Origin of the sequence: Peptococcus simiae (genome assembly GCF_046569735.1) — a bacterium.
GTDB classification, from domain to species: Bacteria; Bacillota; Peptococcia; order Peptococcales; family Peptococcaceae; genus Peptococcus; species Peptococcus simiae_A.
In genome coordinates this window covers 12,148-29,525 of record NZ_JBKICG010000018.1, presented here as the reverse complement: position 1 = coordinate 29,525, position 17,378 = coordinate 12,148, and the positions used below count along the sequence as shown (strand labels likewise).

Below are 17,378 nucleotides of genomic sequence, written 5' to 3'. Positions count from 1 at the left end.
AACCCACTTAAAAACGGAGGCCACGGCAAATATTCCTTTTAGCGTACTTTTGGTAGATGGTGTAGGAAAGGCCGCTTAGAGCAATAAGGATGGCGCTAATAACGCCGAAGACCTTAGCCTTGTCTGTAAGGCCCGTTTGCGGCACATTTTCTCCGCTGCTAAAGAGACCGCCACTGCTACCGCTTGTTGGCGTACCAGTGTTACCAGTCTGTCCGACCACCTCTTGTTGGTCGCTTTTAGTGGCTTCTGTAGCTGTAGTGGTTTCCCCGGAAACGTTGAAGTCGGGATCAATGCTCACTTGGTATTTTTTATCATCCTTGGCATAGCCTTGGGCCGGTTTCGTTTCTTGGTAGGTATAGGTTCCGGACTGGTCAGGAGAGAAGTACACCCGACCCTTGTCATCCGTAACACCTTTAAACACTTCTTTATTGTCCTTATCCCACACGGTGATTTCGGCGCCCTTAATAACAAAGCCTTCCTTGTCAGTCCGAGTGAGAACGATAGTCCCCTCTTTGATGCCTTGGCTGGCTTGACCTTCCTTTGTTTCGGAGGCTTCTCGTTTTTCCTTGAGGTCTGCCTTATTTTCCTTGCTATCTTTATTGTCGGTTACGCTCGCTGCCTTGTGTTCCTCAGCCGTTTCCTTCGCAGCATCTCCGTTTGAAATTTTTTCGTATTCGTCCGGCACGCCTTCAGTCATGCCATTTAAAAGCTCCCGATAGGCCACAAGGGTGGCATATTTCTGTTCCCCGGCGAGTTTTTTAACGGTGTCCTTATGAGCTTCTAGGTCAGTCCTAGACCCACCAGTAATCTCTTCTTCAATCACCTTAGCTGCCTCTTTCAGACTTTCCTTTTCAGGAGGACTGAACTGACTTTCCTTAGCAAGCGTGTAGTAATCAAGGGTTTTATTGAGCTTATCTTTGAGTTCGCTTGTACTCACTAGATTGGCTTTAACCTCTTCCTTGCGAGCCTCCTTGCCTTGTTCTTGGTCTGTAGCGGCTCTATCTGCATGGTGTTCTGTAAGCTCGCTACTTGTTTTCTCCAGACTTGCTGTCGCATCCGCCGCTTGAGCAGGTAGGCTTAAAATCGGCGCTAGGCCCAGCATAAGGGCAAGTACAGCGGCAGGGATCTTCTTTCTTGTAGACATGACAAATGCCCCCTTCCTTATTCTTGGATAAGTCTGTCTAACATGAACGCCCTATCTTGCCGGCGCTTATAAGCATATTTACTAACTGCCGCACAGAAAATAGCGAGTGCGACAACTTTTTTCTTGGTCATAGCCACTGAACAACTCCCCCTCTCTAAAAGACTTCTTTAGGCTTTACTTCCCGGATTTATCTAAAAAGGCTAGGACTGCTGAAGAAGCCTTGGAAAGCTGCAAGAGCCTATGTCGCAAATCCGGTATGTCTACGTGTTCCAAGTTATCCCACGGGATATCTACAAGGCAGTCATACTGATCACAGACGTCATTCAAAAACACGCCCAAGTCCATATAAAAATCTTCTTGACGAGAAACGTTAAAGTTTTTCACCTCGTTATAGCTGGCACCTAGGATATCTGTATAATCAAACCAATTTTTCATTAAAAATCCTCCTTTATCCAATCTCGAAAATCTCGATTTCCTTAACCTCTTCGGACTGCATAAGCAGCTTTTCTGCTGCAAGAGACATATCCCCTACAACCTCGATATTATCCGCCTGACCTGCACTTTCAACCAGAAAGCGGCCGGCTGTTTCCCGGTCTGTCTCCAGCTGGATATCCCCAATGAAATCGACATCAATGCCCACAACGACCTTGCCCGGGTGAGCCGACCAATCGTAGTCAAAAAGCGGAGCAAAGGAAAGCGGCTCTTCAACCAGTCGGACTTGACCGGACACGGTTAGGGCGTATTTGACCATCCGCTCGACATATTCTTCGGCAAAAGTGCCTTCGATATTTTTGTCTATAGCCTCGTCAAACTCGTTGGCGAGAGCTTTAAAGATATCCAGCTCAAGCCGAGCATAACCGCCGACACGCAGGGTTAAGGTAACTTGTTTATTATCCATGCTTCCTCCTCCAGCCCTTAAAAGGGGAGCTCGTCCGGATCGTAATCGATCTCTGTTCCGGCGGTAGCTTGGTCACTGCCAGCCCCCCGGTTTTCTTTCGACCGGCTGTCTAAGAACTTGATATTTTGTGCTAGAACCTCCGCCTTGAGCCGTTTAATGCCCTTCTTATCCTCGTAGCTATCTAGGTGCAGTTCGCCCTCGACAGCGACCATACTGCCCTTTCTCATGTACTCGGCTAGGTTTTCAGCCAATTTTTTCCAAGCCACAATGGGGATAAAGTCCACATCCGGTTGACCTTGGGCTGCAAACCGGCGGTCTACAGCAAGCGGCACATTAACAACAGCGTGCCCACTTTGGGTGTAACGCAGGTCCGGGTCCTTGGTGAGGCGTCCGATTAAGATAATTTTATTCATGGGTGTTGCTCCTTTCGCTATGTAGCGCACTAAAGTATTTGTATTTATCTCAGGGGACTGGATTAACCTATTCCTCGAGGATGTCATAATCCTCCGGTGTATGGTCCTCAAAATAAACGTTTGACAAGGTTTTTCCAGTCCGCTCATTTAGCCCTCGCTTAGGCTTAGGCACACAGGCCTCATAGTTTTCGTCTAGGTAGTCTACAAAGCCTGAATTGAAGAAGGTGCTGCCGTTCTGATAGCACTTCTCAAAGGGTGCCTCGGCAACCTCACGAGTGTAGCGGTTAATGGCCCTCACAAGCTGGTCATAGCCGTATTTGAGCAGGGCCTGTTTTTTGGTGTCGCTAACACGCCCCTTTCCCCGTTTGAGCGGATAAAGTTGCCACAGGCGTTCAAAGTTTTCTTGAGCCTCCTGCTTTCTAGCAGCGACCTCTGTTTCTTGCTTACGCTCCTCGCCATCCTCAACGGACTTGTTTTTAGACGCACCTATCCCGTCTACTTGCTCTTGGTCTGGATGGTTTAAGGCAGAGGGACTGGAAGACAAAGCAGTGGTCTGGTCAGAATGGTTGTCATGTGCATCCGGTTCACAGTGTGCATCTTGCACACGTGAACAAAGGGTTTGTTGTACTTGTGTGGTACTAGTGTGGTACTTGTGTGGTAATGGTTGGTGCAAATTGCCCCAATGGACCAGTCGGACTTGACCGGACACGGTTAGGGCGTATTTGACCATCCGCTCGACATATTCTTCGGCAAAAGTGCCTTCGATATTTTTGTCTATAGCCTCGTCAAACTCGTTGGCGAGAGCTTTAAAGATATCCAGCTCAAGCCGAGCATAACCGCCGACACGCAGGGTTAAGGTAACTTGTTTATTATCCATGCTTCCTCCTCCAGCCCTTAAAAGGGGAGCTCGTCCGGATCGTAATCGATCTCTGTTCCGGCGGTAGCTTGGTCACTGCCAGCCCCCCGGTTTTCTTTCGACCGGCTGTCTAAGAACTTGATATTTTGTGCTAGAACCTCCGCCTTGAGCCGTTTAATGCCCTTCTTATCCTCGTAGCTATCTAGGTGCAGTTCGCCCTCGACAGCGACCATACTGCCCTTTCTCATGTACTCGGCTAGGTTTTCAGCCAATTTTTTCCAAGCCACAATGGGGATAAAGTCCACATCCGGTTGACCTTGGGCTGCAAACCGGCGGTCTACAGCAAGCGGCACATTAACAACAGCGTGCCCACTTTGGGTGTAACGCAGGTCCGGGTCCTTGGTGAGGCGTCCGATTAAGATAATTTTATTCATGGGTGTTGCTCCTTTCGCTATGTAGCGCACTAAAGTATTTGTATTTATCTCAGGGGACTGGATTAACCTATTCCTCGAGGATGTCATAATCCTCCGGTGTATGGTCCTCAAAATAAACGTTTGACAAGGTTTTTCCAGTCCGCTCATTTAGCCCTCGCTTAGGCTTAGGCACACAGGCCTCATAGTTTTCGTCTAGGTAGTCTACAAAGCCTGAATTGAAGAAGGTGCTGCCGTTCTGATAGCACTTCTCAAAGGGTGCCTCGGCAACCTCACGAGTGTAGCGGTTAATGGCCCTCACAAGCTGGTCATAGCCGTATTTGAGCAGGGCCTGTTTTTTGGTGTCGCTAACACGCCCCTTTCCCCGTTTGAGCGGATAAAGTTGCCACAGGCGTTCAAAGTTTTCTTGAGCCTCCTGCTTTCTAGCAGCGACCTCTGTTTCTTGCTTACGCTCCTCGCCATCCTCAACGGACTTGTTTTTAGACGCACCTATCCCGTCTACTTGCTCTTGGTCTGGATGGTTTAAGGCAGAGGGACTGGAAGACAAAGCAGTGGTCTGGTCAGAATGGTTGTCATGTGCATCCGGTTCACAGTGTGCATCTTGCACACGTGAACAAAGGGTTTGTTGTACTTGTGTGGTACTAGTGTGGTACTTGTGTGGTAATGGTTGGTGCAAATTGCCCCAATGGGATTGGTGCAAGCTGCCCTCCTCCATTGGTGCAGATTGCCCTAATGCACTGGTGCATTGTTCGTCAGGGTGTGCAAAATCCTCTTCCATTGGTGCAGATTGCCCCAATGCACTGGTGTACTCTGTTTCATAGTAGGCAAAGTCATCTTCCATTTGTGCAGATTGCCCTGATGGGTTGGAAGCCTCTTCCTCTCGTGCTTTTTCTAAGGCCTCGGCTTCTTTAATGGCACATTGCCTCTCGTATTCATCATACAGAGCGTCTAACTTTTCATCATTGACGGTGTACCAATTGGTCCTGTCCCTTGGATCCTTGTTGTAATTCCCTACAATGAGCAGGTCCATTTTTCTTAACTTGGCAAAGGTTCTTTTGACCGTATCTACGCTGTAGCAGGCAAAACAATGTTCATGCCAAGCCTGAATAGAGTTGTAGGTCCAATATTTACCATCTCTATAATTTCTGCCCCTCTTGCGGTTCTCATTGACCCAATATTGTACTTTTTGTACAAATGCAGCTTCTCTAGGGCCAATTATTTTGGCAAGGGTGTAGTTGATGATAAGTGGCGGCTCATCAAATAAAAACCGGGCCATGACAATTCACTTCCTTTCTGCATATATATTTATGCTAATCTTTCTGATAGCTTGTCTACTTTTTCTTTATTGATTTCGTACCATGTTTCAACGGGACGGCCGGGAATGTAATGCCTGTGCTTAGTTAATAAGCCCTTTTTTACGAGCTTCTCAACCTCTTTTTTTAACTTCTTAAAGTCAAAGTCAAGAAAATCAATATTTTTCTGATGCCATTTTCTTAGGGATTTGCAGGTAGACAATTGACCGGGAAAACTCTGATCTTCCGTGTCCCACTTGAATTGAGTTAAGACAATTGCCTCCCCCACTCCTATATTGCCTGCCCTTACTTGATGAAAAAAGAAGGCGGTTTCGTCAAAGAAAATATTATCCATGGTATGTATCCCTTTTCTATGTCCTACCGGAAATCTTTCCCGGTGACTTCGCTAATAATCCGCTTGAGATAGCTATTCTCATCTCGGCTGACAGATCTCACACTATCGTTTTCATAGGCGAAGATAATCATCCGCCCAGCAAGGGTCCCTAAAAGCAGGGTACTGCCAATTAAATTAATATTGGCCTTTTTAGCCGGCTCAGCAGCGACTAGGGCAACAAACTTGTCTTTCACGTCACCATGCTGGAGCCGGATCATCTTACACTTGCCCTCCGGTGAACCGGTTAGGTAGTCAGCGGCTTCTTCTAAACTGCTATACCGCCACGAGCCGTACTCGCCGAACTCGTTAATCCTGAATCCGAAAAGATAATCTCTATATTCCATGCAATACCTCACTTTCTTGCTTGAAAGCGGCGTTTTCTAAACAGCGTCCGCTTAGCTTCTTCAAAACCCAATACGCCTACAGTAGCCAGAATAAGCCACATGGCCATCCTTCCTAGTCCACCTAAAAGGGTCAGGCTACCGCTATCCACCCGGAGGGCAGAATAGATAAACATAAGGGCTGAAACATAGAATAAGGCACGCAGGGCAAGCATCTGAGGACTTGCTACCATATCTGGCTTTTTGCTCTTTTCAGGCCCGCTTTTATCTGCTAAACTATCTCCGGGTATTCGAGCTAATATCCTTTGCTTTGCTCCACGCTGGCGGCTACCGGCGTGGGGCTTTTTTATTTGATTAGTCATCTGCCGGCCCTCCTCTTGGTTGTTAGAGGCCGTCTCCGCTTTTTCATAATGTCACGGCGCTTAGCAGCAAGAGAGTCTAAGTAGATAATGTCGTTTCTCTTAACAGCCATGGCCTTATTTTCAAAGCACCGCCAAATGAGAAGTCTGCCATAGATGGGCAATCCGGCAAACCAGCTGCCAATTTCGTTATAGGCTCTGCCTTTGGATTTACCGATCGAATCGAACCATCCAATATACAACCCAGCCAATTCGTCATTTTTGAGTTGCATGGTTTTGATATTCCCGTACTTAGAATCCATCAGGAAGGGAACAATCTCGTGGGTCTCTTCAAACTCCATGGCTTGGGTAGTCCCATCTTCATAGACTGCATAAGCAATGTATTCCTGTGCTTGTTTATCTGCTGACAATAGAAACACTCCTTTATTTTTCTTTCCGGTCTAGCCACATCCGTAAGTCACTTGACCGGACCATTACTTGACCATTAGGCCCCTCATTCTTTATGACAGGTAGCCCATCCTTAACCCAGCGGTCAAAGGTGGACTTAGAGCAACCAACGTATTGCTCAATATCTCTACGCTGGATATACTCGGGCCAGCCTTTATGGACTAGCTGATCAAGTTTAGCTTCAATGTATTCATCTATGAGTGGCTTCATTTCCTCAAACAAAGATTCCTTTAGTAGGTCTGCAAAAGAACTACTAGCCACTCCCGGGGATTCGGTATTCCCCCTGTTTCTTAAAGCCTGCATGGCTCCTCCTTCCTCTTTGGATCAGTCCCTCTATGCTACCGTGTTAGACATAAAGCGAATACCATCTAAAAAGGCTCTTAACTGTTCTTTTTGTTTTTTGTCTAACTCGTGCAAATAGGCGAGAACCTTATCTTTTTCTTCCAGCTCTTCCTTTTGTAGAATTACTTTTACATCTGCCATTGAAATCGCTCCTTTTGTCATTTGTAATAACATTATAGTCCATTTAATTATTATTATCAACATTTTTGTTATTCCGAATAACTTTCTCTTGATTATTTTCATTCTTCCTCTTATACTTAAATAAAGGAGGGAAAAATGTGAATAAAAGAATTAAGGAGCTGCGAAAGTCGCTTGGATTGTCCGGAGAAAAATTTGGAGAAAAGCTAGGTGTTACTAGAACAGCAATTTCACTTCTAGAAACCGGCAAAAACAATCTCACCGAGCAGATGATCAAGGCCATCTGTAGAACCTACCACGTTAATGAGGACTGGTTACGTACAGGCGAAGGCGATATGTTTGCTTCCACCTCCGAACTTTCCCTTGATGAGCTTGCCGGCGATGCCGATCCGCTGGAACTGGATATCCTGAAAGCTTATTTCTCTTTAGATAAAGACCTCCGACAGCAAGCGTTAGAACACTTCAAAGAAGAACTCAAAAAGTAGGTAAGATGACCTACTTTTTTCTTTTTGCCGTGAATAAAAGGCCCTGCAAAAAAGAGATAAGGTAATCTTGCTCTTTCCTCGAAGCTATATTAAGAAATTCATCCACCAGCTCATGTATTTGGGCTTTTTTTGTTTTTTGCATAAAATAGCTCCTTTAATTTTGTTTACCTGATGTAAACACCCTACCTAAAAAAAATATTCTCTACGGATGTATTAAAATATACGGCTATCCGTCTTTTTATCTCGTCTCTCGGAACTCGCTCATTATTTTCATACATAGAGATAGCAGACTTTGTAACACCAATTGCTTTAGCTACCTCTTCCTGAGTCCTGTCTCCTCTTAATGCAACGAGAATCCCTCCAAGGTTATCTGACATGCGAGTGACTCCTTTCCCTCTTTGTTTACTTCATGTGTACAATAAGATAATACATCATTGTACACCTCTTGTCAACAGTGATGCTTGATTAAGTACACGTTTTGTGTATAATGGAGGAAAAGGAGGTGCCTTATGGCAAATTTTGGAGAAAGGCTCAAGGAATTAAGAATAGATTCTGAATTAACACAGCAAGAAATAGCCGACACTCTTAACCTCTCGAAAAGCACGATTAGCATGTATGAAAACGGGAAGCGTTTACCAGAGTATGAGACCCTAGAAGCTATTGCCGATTTTTTTAATGTGGATATGGATTACTTAACAGGTAAGTCAGATTACGAGAATATCCATGCAGAGATGATGAAGTTAAAAGAAAAAGACGGAGATATGAAGGGGCTTTCTTCTTTTTCGTCTGCAAACGGGTTGACCTTGGAGACCTCTGATATGAACGAAATTCGACATCGGATAAAGCAAAGGCGAGAAGAATTAGGACTTTCATATCAAAACCTAGCCGAGAAAACCGGGTTGAGCAAGTCAACGTTACAGCGCTATGAAACCGCATCTATCAAGAACTTGCCACTCGATAAACTAGAAGCGTTAGCTAAAGCCTTGTCCGTCTCCCCCGCATATCTTATGGGCTGGCAAGAAAATGACAACATAGTTAGCGAAGATATAGACCTCTCCTCATATGACAATATTTTACCAATCAAGACAAAAAAAATCCCCCTATTAGGGGAAATCGCCTGTGGTGTGCCTATTTACGCTGATGAAGACCGAGAGAGTTATGTCGAGGTTGGCACGGATATACGAGCTGACTTTGCTTTACGAGCTAAAGGAGACTCCATGATAGGTGCTTATATCCGGGATGGGGATATTGTTTTTATTCGCCGGCAACCGACTGTAGAAGAAGGCGAGATTGCGGCTGTCATTATAGATGACGAAGCCACGTTAAAAAGGGTTTATTTCCACAAGGAGATTGATGCTGTCGAGCTTCGGGCTGACAATATTGCATATAAATCCTTAATTTACTCAGGTCCGGAGCTTGAACAATTACATATCTTGGGCAAGGCGATTGCCTTTCAAAGTGATGTCATATAAAAAGTTACATTATTTTTCCTAAAAAGATTGAAATTCTGCCATAAATGGTATATTATTTATGTACTAATCCATCCTTGGCAGTAACCCCCTCACAATCAGAGGAGCGGCGAACCCAAGGATTTTTTTATTTTTAAGGAGATATATCTATGAAACGTGTAGCGATCCTTGTTGATGGCGGATTTTACAGGCGTCAGATAGTCCGCTTAGAGGGCGAACTGCCAGCCGCTAAAAGTGCAGATAGACTAGTTCAATATTGCAAGCGACACCTGCATGAGCATGAAACAACGAATGACTTGTATCGCATCTTTTATTATGATTGTCCACCCTCGGCAAAAAAAGTTTATCATCCCTTCCTAAAAAAACAAATTGACCTAGGCAAAAGTGATTTGTTTGAATGGACAAATATATTCCTAAACAGTTTAAGGAAGAAGCGGAAGGTCGCTTTGCGGCTAGGGGAGCTCTCTGAAGAGCAGGCCCGATACATGCTATCTTATGACGCTCTTAAGAAAGTTTGCAATGAACGGTTAACGCTTAATGACCTTACAGAAAATGATTTTTACTTGGACATATCTCAAAAAGGCGTTGACATGAAAATAGGGATCGATATAGCCTCCCTCTCTTATAAAAAGCAGGTTGATCAAATTGTTCTTATTTCAGGTGATTCCGACTTTGTGCCAGCTGCAAAGCTCGCCCGTCGTGAAGGCATAGATTTTATTTTAGACCCAATGTGGGCGCCCATAAAAGATAACCTAAACGAACACATTGATGGGCTGCGCACAAAAACACCCAGAAAAAATATTCGTTAGGCAAGGCGATTACCTTAAAAAGATTGATTAATTCCAAAAACAAGGTATAGTTCGTCACAAGTAAAACCACCTTGGTTTTGTAGGGGGCGTATCCTATACGCCCCCGATTTTTTATACCCTCATCTGCAAAGCATAAAAGCAGATAAAAACACACACTTCTTTACAACGTGTTTAACTTGCTGGTAACTTTCACACGAAACTACTTGTCAGAGGAAAAAGGAGAAAAAAATGAAAAAGAAAATAATTGCGGCTGTTGCTACTGGGGCCCTGCTCTTTTCAGCCCTCCCTGCTCACGCCGCTAATGTTGTTGTTAAAGATAAGCCCCTTTACCTATCCCAGCCGGCTTTTATTGAAAGTGGACGCACATTCGTGCCAATGAGGGCGATTTTTGAAGCCCTAGGAGCCACAGTTAACTGGGACGGAACCACTCGGACAGTTACCGGTATCTTGAATGGCAAGGTTGTTACCCTAAATAATCCAAAAATTGTAAACGGGCGCACCATGGTGCCACTAAGGTATATTTCAGAGACCCTAGGTAGCCATGTAGACTGGCAGCAAGCGACCCAAACAGCCTACGTAGATAGCCAAGTACCACAGACCTATTCTCGTGTCGTATATAGCCCACATTCTCTTCAGGACCCCGGCCAATGGACCCTAACCCTACTGGGGCAATCAAATAATACAGCCCTCTTGGTTGCTAAAAATGCTCCCTTTGACCAGCCCTTCCCAAGAACTAGCTATTCTGCTATTTTGCTCACTTGGGATGGCCAATACTGGCGTGGAGATTATGGCAGTCGCTGCTGGATTAGCTACCAATTTAACAATCTAGCAGGGGCAGGGAACAAAGCAACCTTTAATCTCATGATGAACCAATATCCGGAACTAGTTGGAAAACAGGTTCAGTTTAATGCCGTCCCAGACCTTGGGCCGGGTAGAGACCGACTTGTTACTATTACAGATTCAGCCTTAACTATTAAGCAAGATATGAACATGACACCTAATGCTGGATCCGGCGCAGAACTACCCTTAGAAAGAGATAATCAGCCGAATCCGGCAATAGGCATAACCGTCCCACAGGCCTGAGTGCTAGGAGGCATATCGAATGGCTAAACCGATACCTTATACAACCACAAAGGGTGAAAAGAGATATAAAATAAGCCTTTACGCTGGACTGGACAACCAAGGTAGGCAGGTGACGCTCAAAAAGCAAGGTTTCAAAACAACTCGTGAGGCAAACCTATGGGCTGCTAGGACACTTACTGAAATCGAAGAAAATGGCCTACCCGATCAAATATCCGAAAACCGCACTGTAGAAGAAGCCTTTAATATTTGGTTCAATCAATACAAGATGACTGTCCAAGAGGTTAGTTACGCAAGGGTCGAAAAGCTATATAGAAACCATATCTTACCCTTAGTAGGGCATAAAAAGATAAGTGAGCTAAAAAAAGAAGATATACAAGAACTTATTTTCTACCTCTTTTCAGTTCAGCCTAAAACCTATAGGAAAAATTATAACTACTTTACAAAGATGTTAAAGGAAAGTGGCTATCCTATAAGTGAAAGCTATTTTTTCCCCGTATCTATTAAATCTAAAGGGCAGAAGAAAATCTTCACCCGAGAAGAATTAAATACAGTCTTGGAAGCACTAAAGGACAATCCCAACGAAAGAGCCTACCCCTTCCTCCGCCTGATTGCCTATACAGGTCTGAGAAAGGCAGAGGCCGCAGCTTTAGAAAAGAAAAACGTAAACGTCAAGGACGGATATATTGTTATAGATCAAGCTTTTTCTAGGGATGCTAATAATAAAATAATCATGGGCGCAGGTAAAAACGAATCTTCAAAAAGAACCATCCCGGTAGATAAAGAAACGCTAGACGCCATCCTCGCCCTAAATTATGACAGCCCACTCGTCTTTGGAGAGTTTGATTTCACGAACAAACCCCGAAAATGGCTGCGAGAAGCCTGTGCTAAAACGAGTGTAGAGCCCATAAGTATTCACGGTCTTAGGCACACACATTGCAGCCTCCTCTTTGAAGCAGGCGCCAGCGTAAAAGAAGTACAAACCCGGCTCGGTCACTCTACACCACAAATGACCTTAAACGTCTATACACATATCACACAACAGACCGCCAAGAAAACAGCTTTAAAATTTGTTAATTACATGGATGGGAATTGAAGGTGAACTACTCGGCTATTGAATAGCCGAGGATTAGGCGGTGAGATTCTTAAAGTGGACAATACTCTGGAAAAGTTATAAATTTCAAGTCGGTTTACCTAAATTGCGCCGTAAAGCCCTTGGTTTTAACTATAGGGATGTAGGGCGTATGCAGAATGACCACGCTGTGCGAGTCGTAAATACACGGTGCGTCTTTTGAGGCGTTACCGGGGAAGTATCTTGCAGCGGCAATAGGCTCGTAAAGCTCTTAACAAAAATGCTAGGCCTAGGTGACCACTCGAGGAAGCCGCCTAGGACAAGCTGCGGCAAATACCGAACCTTTAAGAACCCCCTTGCTTTAGCTATGGGGAGTGGTCAGCGCCTCTATATCGACCAAACTCTAGCTGTCTAGTGCTATAGCATTAGGCAGCAATCTTCATTTGAGTAGCAGTTTTTAACCGTTTTTTTGTTAAGACAAAACTAGCAAAATACGGCCTAAAAAGTCGGTAGAAAAGTCGGTAGATAATATGACAAAAACTGCTTTCAAATGATGATACGAAAAAGAAAAAACCGCTCAACAGAGCGGTTTTTGATTACTCGTGATTATACATAACGAGTTATTATCGAGGTGACAGGATTCGAACCTGCGGCATCTACGTCCCGAACGTAGCACTCTACCAAGCTGAGCTACACCTCGAATGTCAACAAAAACTATTTTAGCAGATATAAATAAAAAGTCAAGACGTTTATAATTCTGTAAAAAATTCTTTCTAGGGGTGTCAAACATTTGTGACACAAGCCATCTGGTAAAATGTTTTAAGCTTCTTTCATAAAATAGGTCTGCACCATTTCATTTAGCGTTTTAAAGTTCAAGATTCTTCTTGCTATGTTATTGGTTCTGCTACTATATCTCTGAAATGCTCTATACATTTCTTCTTCACTGCTAAACCTTCTTTTGCTGTAAAACAGGTCATTATCCATCTTATGGCTTCTTTCTACTAGTCCATTTTGCCAAGGCGAATAGGGTCTTGTCCGTATATGGTCTATCTCTAGAGCTTCTAGGGTCTTTTCGAAGATGGACTTCTTTTCTTCTCGATCGTTGCAGAATTCTCTCCCATTATCTGTCTGGACTGTCTTTATCTTGAAGCCGAGGTCTTTCTCCAGGTTTTTTACCATCTCGGATGGTTCGTAGCTGCTCTTTTCTTTTACCAGCTTTAGCACTCTTTTTCTGCTGGATAGGTCTATTGCTGTTATTTGATAATATCGGTTGTATTTGCTCTGGAAACCGATGCATTCCAGGGGCACATATCTTGAGCTTGTTGCCTGCTTGTATCATATCTTCGGGCTGCTTTTGCATTATTGTTATGTTTTATGGCATATTCGACTGCTTTCTGGCGAAATCTCATTTCTTTGTTATACTTTTTTCATAGGAAACCTCTTTCTGGTATTTTGTTTTGTCTGTGAATCCATTTTACCAGAGGGCTTTCTATTTTTTGTTTTTTGTCACATATGTATTATCAGCTAATATTCCTATTTCAGATGCTCTTTTAAAAAGTTTAAGCCGTCTGCCAGCATCCCATCTGTCACAATATGGCCGACGCCCTCATAGATTTCGTGTTTAAAGACACCCTCTTCGCTATTATGGACCTGCAAATAATCAGCTAGTCGAAGGTTGCCTGCAAGGGGAATGGTTTGGTCCTCTGCCCCATTGGTCAAGAAAAGGGGGCGGTTAACCAGCTTATCCGCTGCCTGCAGGGGCTTGTATTGACTGGGCTGATAGGTTACTTCGCCTAGGGGGGACCGGCCGGCCTTGATGGCTTCAGGGGTTGTCCGGTAGTTCATGGCCAGGTTTTCCTCAATGAAGGACCAGTCGCTAGCGCCATTATAGCCAATCCCACAGCTGATGTAGGGGTATTGGGTCATGAGGGCTAGGCTGATAAAGGCCCCCATGGAGTGGCCCATAACGGCCAAGCGGTTAGGGTCAGCTGCAAAGGTTTCCAGCAGTTCTTCATATATGACTGGAAACTCTGCCACTTCCTGGTCAATGACCTGCCAAAAATAGCGCAAAATATTCTCCGGGGTGTCTTCGACATGGCCACGCTTACCATGCATGGGACCGTCAAAAATAAAGACCTGGTAGCCAAAGGCAGCCAGAACACCGGCCCGAAAACGTTGCCGGTCAGCATTAGACTGCCAGCCATGGTAGAAAATGAGGGTGGGGTAAGGTTTCCGGCAGGCCTCTGCTTTAAAGCGATAGCCGGGAATGCCGGCAATTTCTATGCTTTCAGTCTGGACATGGGGGCTAAGGGGAAAAGACATATCATCACCTCAAATGCGAAAAGCTGTCTTGGCGCAAGGCTTCAAATAAGGCAATCCCAACGGATGTCGCGATGTTTAGGCAGCGGGCTTCTGGGATATCCAGCATAGGGATGCGCCATTCGTGTGCTTTAAGGGCTTCATGAATCTCAGGGGTGACCCCTGTATCCTCTCGGCCGAAAAATAAATAATCGCCATCCTGAAAAAGGGCTTCCGTATAGGCCGTCTTCCCCTTGCTGGATAAGAGATGGACAGTGCCGGGCCCCTTACGCTGGATAAAGTCATCAAAGTTCTCATATTCATAAATATCCAATATATCCCAATAGGTCAAGCCGGCCCGTCTCAGGTTTTTCTCCGTGATGGTAAAGGCGTAGGGTTTGATGAGGTGCAAGGCTGTACCGGTAACGGCACAGGTCCGGGCAATATTACCGGTGTTTTGCGGGATTCTCGGTTCAAATAAGACAATATTATACACGTTCCAACTCTTTTCTTTGACTGTTGACTGGTTTCAAGCTATGCTTATTGTAACATAATCCCTAGGGCTGCGTACAAGAGAAAGGGTGATCCTATGCATCCCGAACTAAAAAAACTCATAGATACACATGATAATATTGTTTTCTTCGGCGGGGCCGGTGTCTCGACAGAAAGCGGTATTCCTGATTTTAGAAGCCCAGATGGCCTCTACAGCCGAAAAGACTTTAAGTATTCTCCGGAGACCATGCTCTCCCACTCTTTTTACGAAAGGCACACAGAGGAATTTTTTGACTTTTACCGGTCTTTTTCCCTAGCCCCTAACAATGGACCCAGCTGCGCCCATAAAAAGCTGGCTGAATTAGAAGCCCAGGGCAAACTCAAGGCCGTTATCACTCAAAATATTGATGGCCTCCACCAAATGGCGGGCAGTAAACGGGTTTTTGAATTGCACGGGTCTGTCTTGCGAAACTACTGCACCCAGTGTGGCACTTTCTATGACCTGGATTTTATCGCCGGCACTTCCGGTATCCCCCACTGTCCTAAAGATAATGCGGTAATTAAACCGGATGTCGTCCTCTATGAAGAGTCCCTGGATTCGACGACCTTAATTGAATCGGTCCGGGCCATTGAAACGGCAGATATGATGATTGTTGCCGGGACCTCCCTTGTGGTTTACCCGGCTGCCGGCCTCTTGGACTACTTCAAGGGGGATACCCTAGTCTTGATTAATAAAGAAGCCACGCCCCGAGACGGCAAGGCTGACCTGGTCATCCATGCAGGCATTGGTGAAACCCTCTGCGGCGACTAGATGGACAAGCAAAAGTCCCAAAACTGGTGAGCATCCAGTTTTGGGACTTTTACTATTTAGACTTGTGAATGAGAAGTCAGCAGGCGGTAGAGCATGTCAAAGATATCTGCCCGACTGGCGACCGGGGTAATGATACCACTGGTGCGGCCGCTGCTTAGGAGGCCTTCTGATACAGCAACCTGTTCGGCTGAATCCCAGGTATAGGTCTTGGCCGGAACTTGCTTCAGGCGCAAGACAATGGTTGCCAACTCCCGCTTGCTGACTGGGTTGGCCCCCTTAAAGCTACCGTCAGGATAGCCAATCATATAGCCCTGCTGCCGGCAGAGCTGGACACTCTCCTGGGCCCAGTCGGACACATCAGGGCTGGGGCTCAGATCGCTTGGCTTATGCCAGTTTTTACCGGCAATGCGGACAATAATCGCGGCCAACTCTTCTCTGGTCAAGGGGGCCGCACTGGCAAAATCAGCCCCGCCCCGACCGACAATAATCCCATCCTTCCGGAGAAAGTCCAGTTGCCGGCCGATCATATAGGGAAAGCGAATATCCTTAATGGCCTGGGATTTTTCCGGGCTCCACTTATAGCCATAGTGCCTCAGTTGGTCATCTGTTATCAGGAACAAGTGGCTTTTAAAATGATCCGGCACCCTAGCCTCTCCCGGATCGTTGTTGGTCACATCAACATTGAGCCAGTCTTGGATAGACTCTATAAAGACACTATTCCAGGTATGGGGAATCCCATTCAGTTCACCATTTACCTTGACGCAGGGAAGCCCTAACTGGTCACAGATGAGCATAAAGGCGCCGGCATAGCCTTCACAAACAGCCTTGCCGTCAACCAGGGCCCCCTTAGCTGACCAGGAGGACAGGTCTTCAATCTCTTTGCCGGCGAGGAAGTCTTGGTAGACAGCCTCATCGTAGGCAATGTGCTGGATTAAGTAATTATTAACAAATTCCAGCTGGAGGACCGGTCCCGGCATGGCTAAGGCTTCTGAACGGATTTTTTGAATGCGGTCGAAAACAGCCTGGCGAGTTTCACCTTCATTGGGGTTGAGCATGACGTGGACGTAATACTCTTCAGGCTTTTCCTTGTAATAGTAGTACTTTAGGCTATGCTTGTAGCCGTCAAAGGCCGCATAGGTCATGCCTAGGTCGTTAAGAGACCGGTCCAAGTCTTTGGCCGGGAGCTCTAACTTAACGATATTATGTTGCAAAAGGGTGTAGACGGCTTCTTCTGTGGAAGAATAAGTCGCCCAAGCCGGATAAGGAAGCATAAAAAAACCGATGAGGAGAAAAATAGGTAAACAAGACCATCTCAATTTCATATCATCACGCCCTTGCACTTGAGCTATTTTTGAATGTAAAAAAGCCAGCAAAAATCCAATGATTTCTGCCGGCTTGATGATCAATTAATGACCGGATGGGCAATTTCCGCCACAGCCGCTGGCGCTGGAGCAACTGGAACAATCGCTTTCATTACCGTTTAAGGCGTTGGTAATGACCATATTAACAGATTCCAAAATCTGGTTTAACTCTTGGTTCGCAGACAGATATTCATTAATGATATCGTTGTCGTTCATTTGTTTTTCCAGTTCTTGAAGACGCTGTTTGGTCTCTTCCGGCAAATCTTCGTAATTTAAGCCCTTACCAATGGCATCGGTTTGAATGCCTTGGTATTCTTCAACAATTTCACGGGCATCCATATTAATCATGATACGGAGTTCGGTTTCTTTTACCCGACGAAGTTCCGGGCTTTCAGAAATGGCATCCGCTAATTCTTTGGCTTTATCTAAAATACTCAATGTTATAC

The 17,378-nt window shown here is 45.3% G+C and carries 26 protein-coding genes and 1 tRNA gene; 6 read left to right on the top strand and 21 right to left on the bottom strand.

Translation table 11 applies throughout. The features are described from left to right. Window positions 1-7: 7 nt before the first annotated feature. The 13 genes from ACLGL1_RS07825 to ACLGL1_RS07765 all read right to left on the bottom strand — a co-directional run bounded on the left by ACLGL1_RS07825 (window position 8) and on the right by ACLGL1_RS07765 (window position 7,058). Entirely contained in the window at window positions 8-1,144 is a 1,137-nt protein-coding gene (locus ACLGL1_RS07825; protein ID WP_411008140.1) for a SpaA isopeptide-forming pilin-related protein, read from the bottom strand. Between the two features lie 174 nt (window positions 1,145-1,318). Continuing rightward, window positions 1,319-1,579 (bottom strand): hypothetical protein, encoded by a 261-nt coding sequence (locus ACLGL1_RS07820; RefSeq protein ID WP_411008139.1) that lies wholly within the window; start codon window positions 1,577-1,579, stop codon window positions 1,319-1,321. A 13-nt stretch (window positions 1,580-1,592) separates the two neighbouring features. Next, window positions 1,593-2,042, bottom strand: coding sequence for a hypothetical protein (locus ACLGL1_RS07815; RefSeq protein ID WP_411008138.1), 450 nt, complete (start codon window positions 2,040-2,042; stop codon window positions 1,593-1,595). Between the two features lie 17 nt (window positions 2,043-2,059). Beyond that, the gene (locus ACLGL1_RS07810; protein ID WP_411008136.1) at window positions 2,060-2,455 is read right to left on the bottom strand and encodes a single-stranded DNA-binding protein; all 396 of its coding nucleotides are present in this window, start codon (window positions 2,453-2,455) and stop codon (window positions 2,060-2,062) included. Window positions 2,456-2,522: 67 nt separating this feature from the next. Then, complete coding sequence (locus tag ACLGL1_RS07805; protein ID WP_411008137.1) at window positions 2,523-3,332, bottom strand: hypothetical protein; 810 nt, start codon at window positions 3,330-3,332, stop codon at window positions 2,523-2,525. A 17-nt stretch (window positions 3,333-3,349) separates the two neighbouring features. Then, window positions 3,350-3,745, bottom strand: coding sequence for a single-stranded DNA-binding protein (locus ACLGL1_RS07800; protein ID WP_411008136.1), 396 nt, complete (start codon window positions 3,743-3,745; stop codon window positions 3,350-3,352). A gap of 67 nt (window positions 3,746-3,812) precedes the next feature. Beyond that, window positions 3,813-5,018 (bottom strand): hypothetical protein, encoded by a 1,206-nt coding sequence (locus ACLGL1_RS07795; RefSeq protein ID WP_411008135.1) that lies wholly within the window; start codon window positions 5,016-5,018, stop codon window positions 3,813-3,815. A 29-nt stretch (window positions 5,019-5,047) separates the two neighbouring features. Further along, entirely contained in the window at window positions 5,048-5,389 is a 342-nt protein-coding gene (locus tag ACLGL1_RS07790; RefSeq protein ID WP_411008134.1) for a hypothetical protein, read from the bottom strand. A 23-nt stretch (window positions 5,390-5,412) separates the two neighbouring features. Further along, the gene (locus ACLGL1_RS07785) at window positions 5,413-5,772 is read right to left on the bottom strand and encodes a hypothetical protein (protein WP_411008133.1); all 360 of its coding nucleotides are present in this window, start codon (window positions 5,770-5,772) and stop codon (window positions 5,413-5,415) included. A gap of 8 nt (window positions 5,773-5,780) precedes the next feature. Next, a complete protein-coding gene (locus ACLGL1_RS07780; RefSeq protein WP_411008132.1) occupies window positions 5,781-6,131 on the bottom strand; it encodes a hypothetical protein in 351 nt (116 codons plus the stop codon). Further along, the gene (locus tag ACLGL1_RS07775; protein WP_411008131.1) at window positions 6,128-6,538 is read right to left on the bottom strand and encodes a hypothetical protein; all 411 of its coding nucleotides are present in this window, start codon (window positions 6,536-6,538) and stop codon (window positions 6,128-6,130) included. The genes ACLGL1_RS07780 and ACLGL1_RS07775 overlap by 4 nt, the downstream gene beginning before the upstream one ends. 13 nt (window positions 6,539-6,551) lie before the next feature. After that, entirely contained in the window at window positions 6,552-6,878 is a 327-nt protein-coding gene (locus ACLGL1_RS07770) for a helix-turn-helix transcriptional regulator (RefSeq protein WP_411008130.1), read from the bottom strand. Window positions 6,879-6,908: 30 nt separating this feature from the next. After that, window positions 6,909-7,058: a hypothetical protein gene (locus tag ACLGL1_RS07765; RefSeq protein WP_411008129.1), complete on the bottom strand. Its 150-nt coding sequence runs from the start codon at window positions 7,056-7,058 to the stop codon at window positions 6,909-6,911. Window positions 7,059-7,195: 137 nt separating this feature from the next. Between ACLGL1_RS07765 and ACLGL1_RS07760 the strand changes: the two genes are divergently transcribed. After that, window positions 7,196-7,540 carry a helix-turn-helix domain-containing protein gene (locus tag ACLGL1_RS07760; RefSeq protein ID WP_411008128.1) on the top strand — a complete coding sequence of 115 codons (345 nt, stop codon included), beginning with the start codon at window positions 7,196-7,198 and terminating at the stop codon, window positions 7,538-7,540. Window positions 7,541-7,550: 10 nt separating this feature from the next. Here the strand turns inward: ACLGL1_RS07760 and ACLGL1_RS07755 are convergent, their stop codons facing one another. Both ACLGL1_RS07755 and ACLGL1_RS07750 read right to left on the bottom strand, forming a co-directional pair. Then, the gene (locus tag ACLGL1_RS07755) at window positions 7,551-7,682 is read right to left on the bottom strand and encodes a hypothetical protein (protein WP_408977969.1); all 132 of its coding nucleotides are present in this window, start codon (window positions 7,680-7,682) and stop codon (window positions 7,551-7,553) included. A gap of 40 nt (window positions 7,683-7,722) precedes the next feature. Then, the gene (locus ACLGL1_RS07750) at window positions 7,723-7,917 is read right to left on the bottom strand and encodes a helix-turn-helix transcriptional regulator (RefSeq protein ID WP_411008127.1); all 195 of its coding nucleotides are present in this window, start codon (window positions 7,915-7,917) and stop codon (window positions 7,723-7,725) included. Window positions 7,918-8,049: 132 nt separating this feature from the next. Here ACLGL1_RS07750 and ACLGL1_RS07745 point away from each other — a divergent pair, with 132 nt between their 5' ends. The 4 genes from ACLGL1_RS07745 to ACLGL1_RS07730 all read left to right on the top strand — a co-directional run bounded on the left by ACLGL1_RS07745 (window position 8,050) and on the right by ACLGL1_RS07730 (window position 11,994). Further along, complete coding sequence (locus ACLGL1_RS07745) at window positions 8,050-9,012, top strand: helix-turn-helix domain-containing protein (RefSeq protein WP_411008126.1); 963 nt, start codon at window positions 8,050-8,052, stop codon at window positions 9,010-9,012. 146 nt (window positions 9,013-9,158) lie between these two features. Continuing rightward, window positions 9,159-9,818: an NYN domain-containing protein gene (locus tag ACLGL1_RS07740; RefSeq protein ID WP_411008125.1), complete on the top strand. Its 660-nt coding sequence runs from the start codon at window positions 9,159-9,161 to the stop codon at window positions 9,816-9,818. Window positions 9,819-10,046: 228 nt separating this feature from the next. Continuing rightward, window positions 10,047-10,901 carry a copper amine oxidase N-terminal domain-containing protein gene (locus ACLGL1_RS07735; protein ID WP_411008124.1) on the top strand — a complete coding sequence of 285 codons (855 nt, stop codon included), beginning with the start codon at window positions 10,047-10,049 and terminating at the stop codon, window positions 10,899-10,901. A gap of 19 nt (window positions 10,902-10,920) precedes the next feature. Continuing rightward, complete coding sequence (locus ACLGL1_RS07730; protein ID WP_411008123.1) at window positions 10,921-11,994, top strand: tyrosine-type recombinase/integrase; 1,074 nt, start codon at window positions 10,921-10,923, stop codon at window positions 11,992-11,994. A gap of 602 nt (window positions 11,995-12,596) precedes the next feature. Here the strand turns inward: ACLGL1_RS07730 and ACLGL1_RS07725 are convergent. The 4 genes from ACLGL1_RS07725 to ACLGL1_RS07710 all read right to left on the bottom strand — a co-directional run bounded on the left by ACLGL1_RS07725 (window position 12,597) and on the right by ACLGL1_RS07710 (window position 14,764). Beyond that, a tRNA-Pro gene (locus tag ACLGL1_RS07725) sits at window positions 12,597-12,670 on the bottom strand. Between the two features lie 119 nt (window positions 12,671-12,789). Continuing rightward, entirely contained in the window at window positions 12,790-13,278 is a 489-nt protein-coding gene (locus ACLGL1_RS07720; RefSeq protein WP_411008122.1) for a DDE-type integrase/transposase/recombinase, read from the bottom strand. A 225-nt stretch (window positions 13,279-13,503) separates the two neighbouring features. Further along, window positions 13,504-14,292 (bottom strand): prolyl oligopeptidase family serine peptidase, encoded by a 789-nt coding sequence (locus tag ACLGL1_RS07715; RefSeq protein WP_411008121.1) that lies wholly within the window; start codon window positions 14,290-14,292, stop codon window positions 13,504-13,506. Between the two features lie 4 nt (window positions 14,293-14,296). Beyond that, entirely contained in the window at window positions 14,297-14,764 is a 468-nt protein-coding gene (locus tag ACLGL1_RS07710) for a tRNA (cytidine(34)-2'-O)-methyltransferase (RefSeq protein WP_411008120.1), read from the bottom strand. 93 nt (window positions 14,765-14,857) lie between these two features. Between ACLGL1_RS07710 and ACLGL1_RS07705 the strand changes: the two genes are divergently transcribed. Beyond that, window positions 14,858-15,571, top strand: a complete 714-nt coding sequence (locus ACLGL1_RS07705; protein ID WP_411008119.1) for an NAD-dependent protein deacylase — start codon at window positions 14,858-14,860, stop codon at window positions 15,569-15,571. Window positions 15,572-15,627: 56 nt separating this feature from the next. Here the strand turns inward: ACLGL1_RS07705 and ACLGL1_RS07700 are convergent, their stop codons facing one another. Both ACLGL1_RS07700 and ACLGL1_RS07695 read right to left on the bottom strand, forming a co-directional pair. Next, window positions 15,628-16,893 (bottom strand): S-layer homology domain-containing protein, encoded by a 1,266-nt coding sequence (locus ACLGL1_RS07700; protein ID WP_411008118.1) that lies wholly within the window; start codon window positions 16,891-16,893, stop codon window positions 15,628-15,630. A gap of 84 nt (window positions 16,894-16,977) precedes the next feature. Continuing rightward, window positions 16,978-17,370 carry a YlbF family regulator gene (locus ACLGL1_RS07695; RefSeq protein ID WP_411008117.1) on the bottom strand — a complete coding sequence of 131 codons (393 nt, stop codon included), beginning with the start codon at window positions 17,368-17,370 and terminating at the stop codon, window positions 16,978-16,980. Window positions 17,371-17,378: the final 8 nt, after the last annotated feature.

Excerpts from the sequence above, each read along its gene's own strand:
- ACLGL1_RS07825 (WP_411008140.1), bottom strand. The coding sequence starts at position 1,144 with ATGTCTACAAGAAAGAAGATCCCTGCCGCTGTACTTGCCCTTATGCTG.
- ACLGL1_RS07820 (WP_411008139.1), bottom strand. The coding sequence starts at position 1,579 with ATGAAAAATTGGTTTGATTATACAGATATCCTAGGTGCCAGCTATAAC.
- ACLGL1_RS07815 (WP_411008138.1), bottom strand. The coding sequence starts at position 2,042 with ATGGATAATAAACAAGTTACCTTAACCCTGCGTGTCGGCGGTTATGCT.
- ACLGL1_RS07810 (WP_411008136.1), bottom strand. The coding sequence starts at position 2,455 with ATGAATAAAATTATCTTAATCGGACGCCTCACCAAGGACCCGGACCTG.
- ACLGL1_RS07805 (WP_411008137.1), bottom strand. The coding sequence starts at position 3,332 with ATGGATAATAAACAAGTTACCTTAACCCTGCGTGTCGGCGGTTATGCT.
- ACLGL1_RS07800 (WP_411008136.1), bottom strand. The coding sequence starts at position 3,745 with ATGAATAAAATTATCTTAATCGGACGCCTCACCAAGGACCCGGACCTG.
- ACLGL1_RS07795 (WP_411008135.1), bottom strand. The coding sequence starts at position 5,018 with ATGGCCCGGTTTTTATTTGATGAGCCGCCACTTATCATCAACTACACC.
- ACLGL1_RS07790 (WP_411008134.1), bottom strand. The coding sequence starts at position 5,389 with ATGGATAATATTTTCTTTGACGAAACCGCCTTCTTTTTTCATCAAGTA.
- ACLGL1_RS07785 (WP_411008133.1), bottom strand. The coding sequence starts at position 5,772 with ATGGAATATAGAGATTATCTTTTCGGATTCAGGATTAACGAGTTCGGC.
- ACLGL1_RS07780 (WP_411008132.1), bottom strand. The coding sequence starts at position 6,131 with ATGACTAATCAAATAAAAAAGCCCCACGCCGGTAGCCGCCAGCGTGGA.
- ACLGL1_RS07770 (WP_411008130.1), bottom strand. The coding sequence starts at position 6,878 with ATGCAGGCTTTAAGAAACAGGGGGAATACCGAATCCCCGGGAGTGGCT.
- ACLGL1_RS07765 (WP_411008129.1), bottom strand. The coding sequence starts at position 7,058 with ATGGCAGATGTAAAAGTAATTCTACAAAAGGAAGAGCTGGAAGAAAAA.
- ACLGL1_RS07755 (WP_408977969.1), bottom strand. The coding sequence starts at position 7,682 with ATGCAAAAAACAAAAAAAGCCCAAATACATGAGCTGGTGGATGAATTT.
- ACLGL1_RS07750 (WP_411008127.1), bottom strand. The coding sequence starts at position 7,917 with ATGTCAGATAACCTTGGAGGGATTCTCGTTGCATTAAGAGGAGACAGG.
- ACLGL1_RS07745 (WP_411008126.1), top strand. The coding sequence starts at position 8,050 with ATGGCAAATTTTGGAGAAAGGCTCAAGGAATTAAGAATAGATTCTGAA.
- ACLGL1_RS07740 (WP_411008125.1), top strand. The coding sequence starts at position 9,159 with ATGAAACGTGTAGCGATCCTTGTTGATGGCGGATTTTACAGGCGTCAG.
- ACLGL1_RS07735 (WP_411008124.1), top strand. The coding sequence starts at position 10,047 with ATGAAAAAGAAAATAATTGCGGCTGTTGCTACTGGGGCCCTGCTCTTT.
- ACLGL1_RS07730 (WP_411008123.1), top strand. The coding sequence starts at position 10,921 with ATGGCTAAACCGATACCTTATACAACCACAAAGGGTGAAAAGAGATAT.
- ACLGL1_RS07715 (WP_411008121.1), bottom strand. The coding sequence starts at position 14,292 with ATGTCTTTTCCCCTTAGCCCCCATGTCCAGACTGAAAGCATAGAAATT.
- ACLGL1_RS07705 (WP_411008119.1), top strand. The coding sequence starts at position 14,858 with ATGCATCCCGAACTAAAAAAACTCATAGATACACATGATAATATTGTT.
- ACLGL1_RS07700 (WP_411008118.1), bottom strand. The coding sequence starts at position 16,893 with ATGAAATTGAGATGGTCTTGTTTACCTATTTTTCTCCTCATCGGTTTT.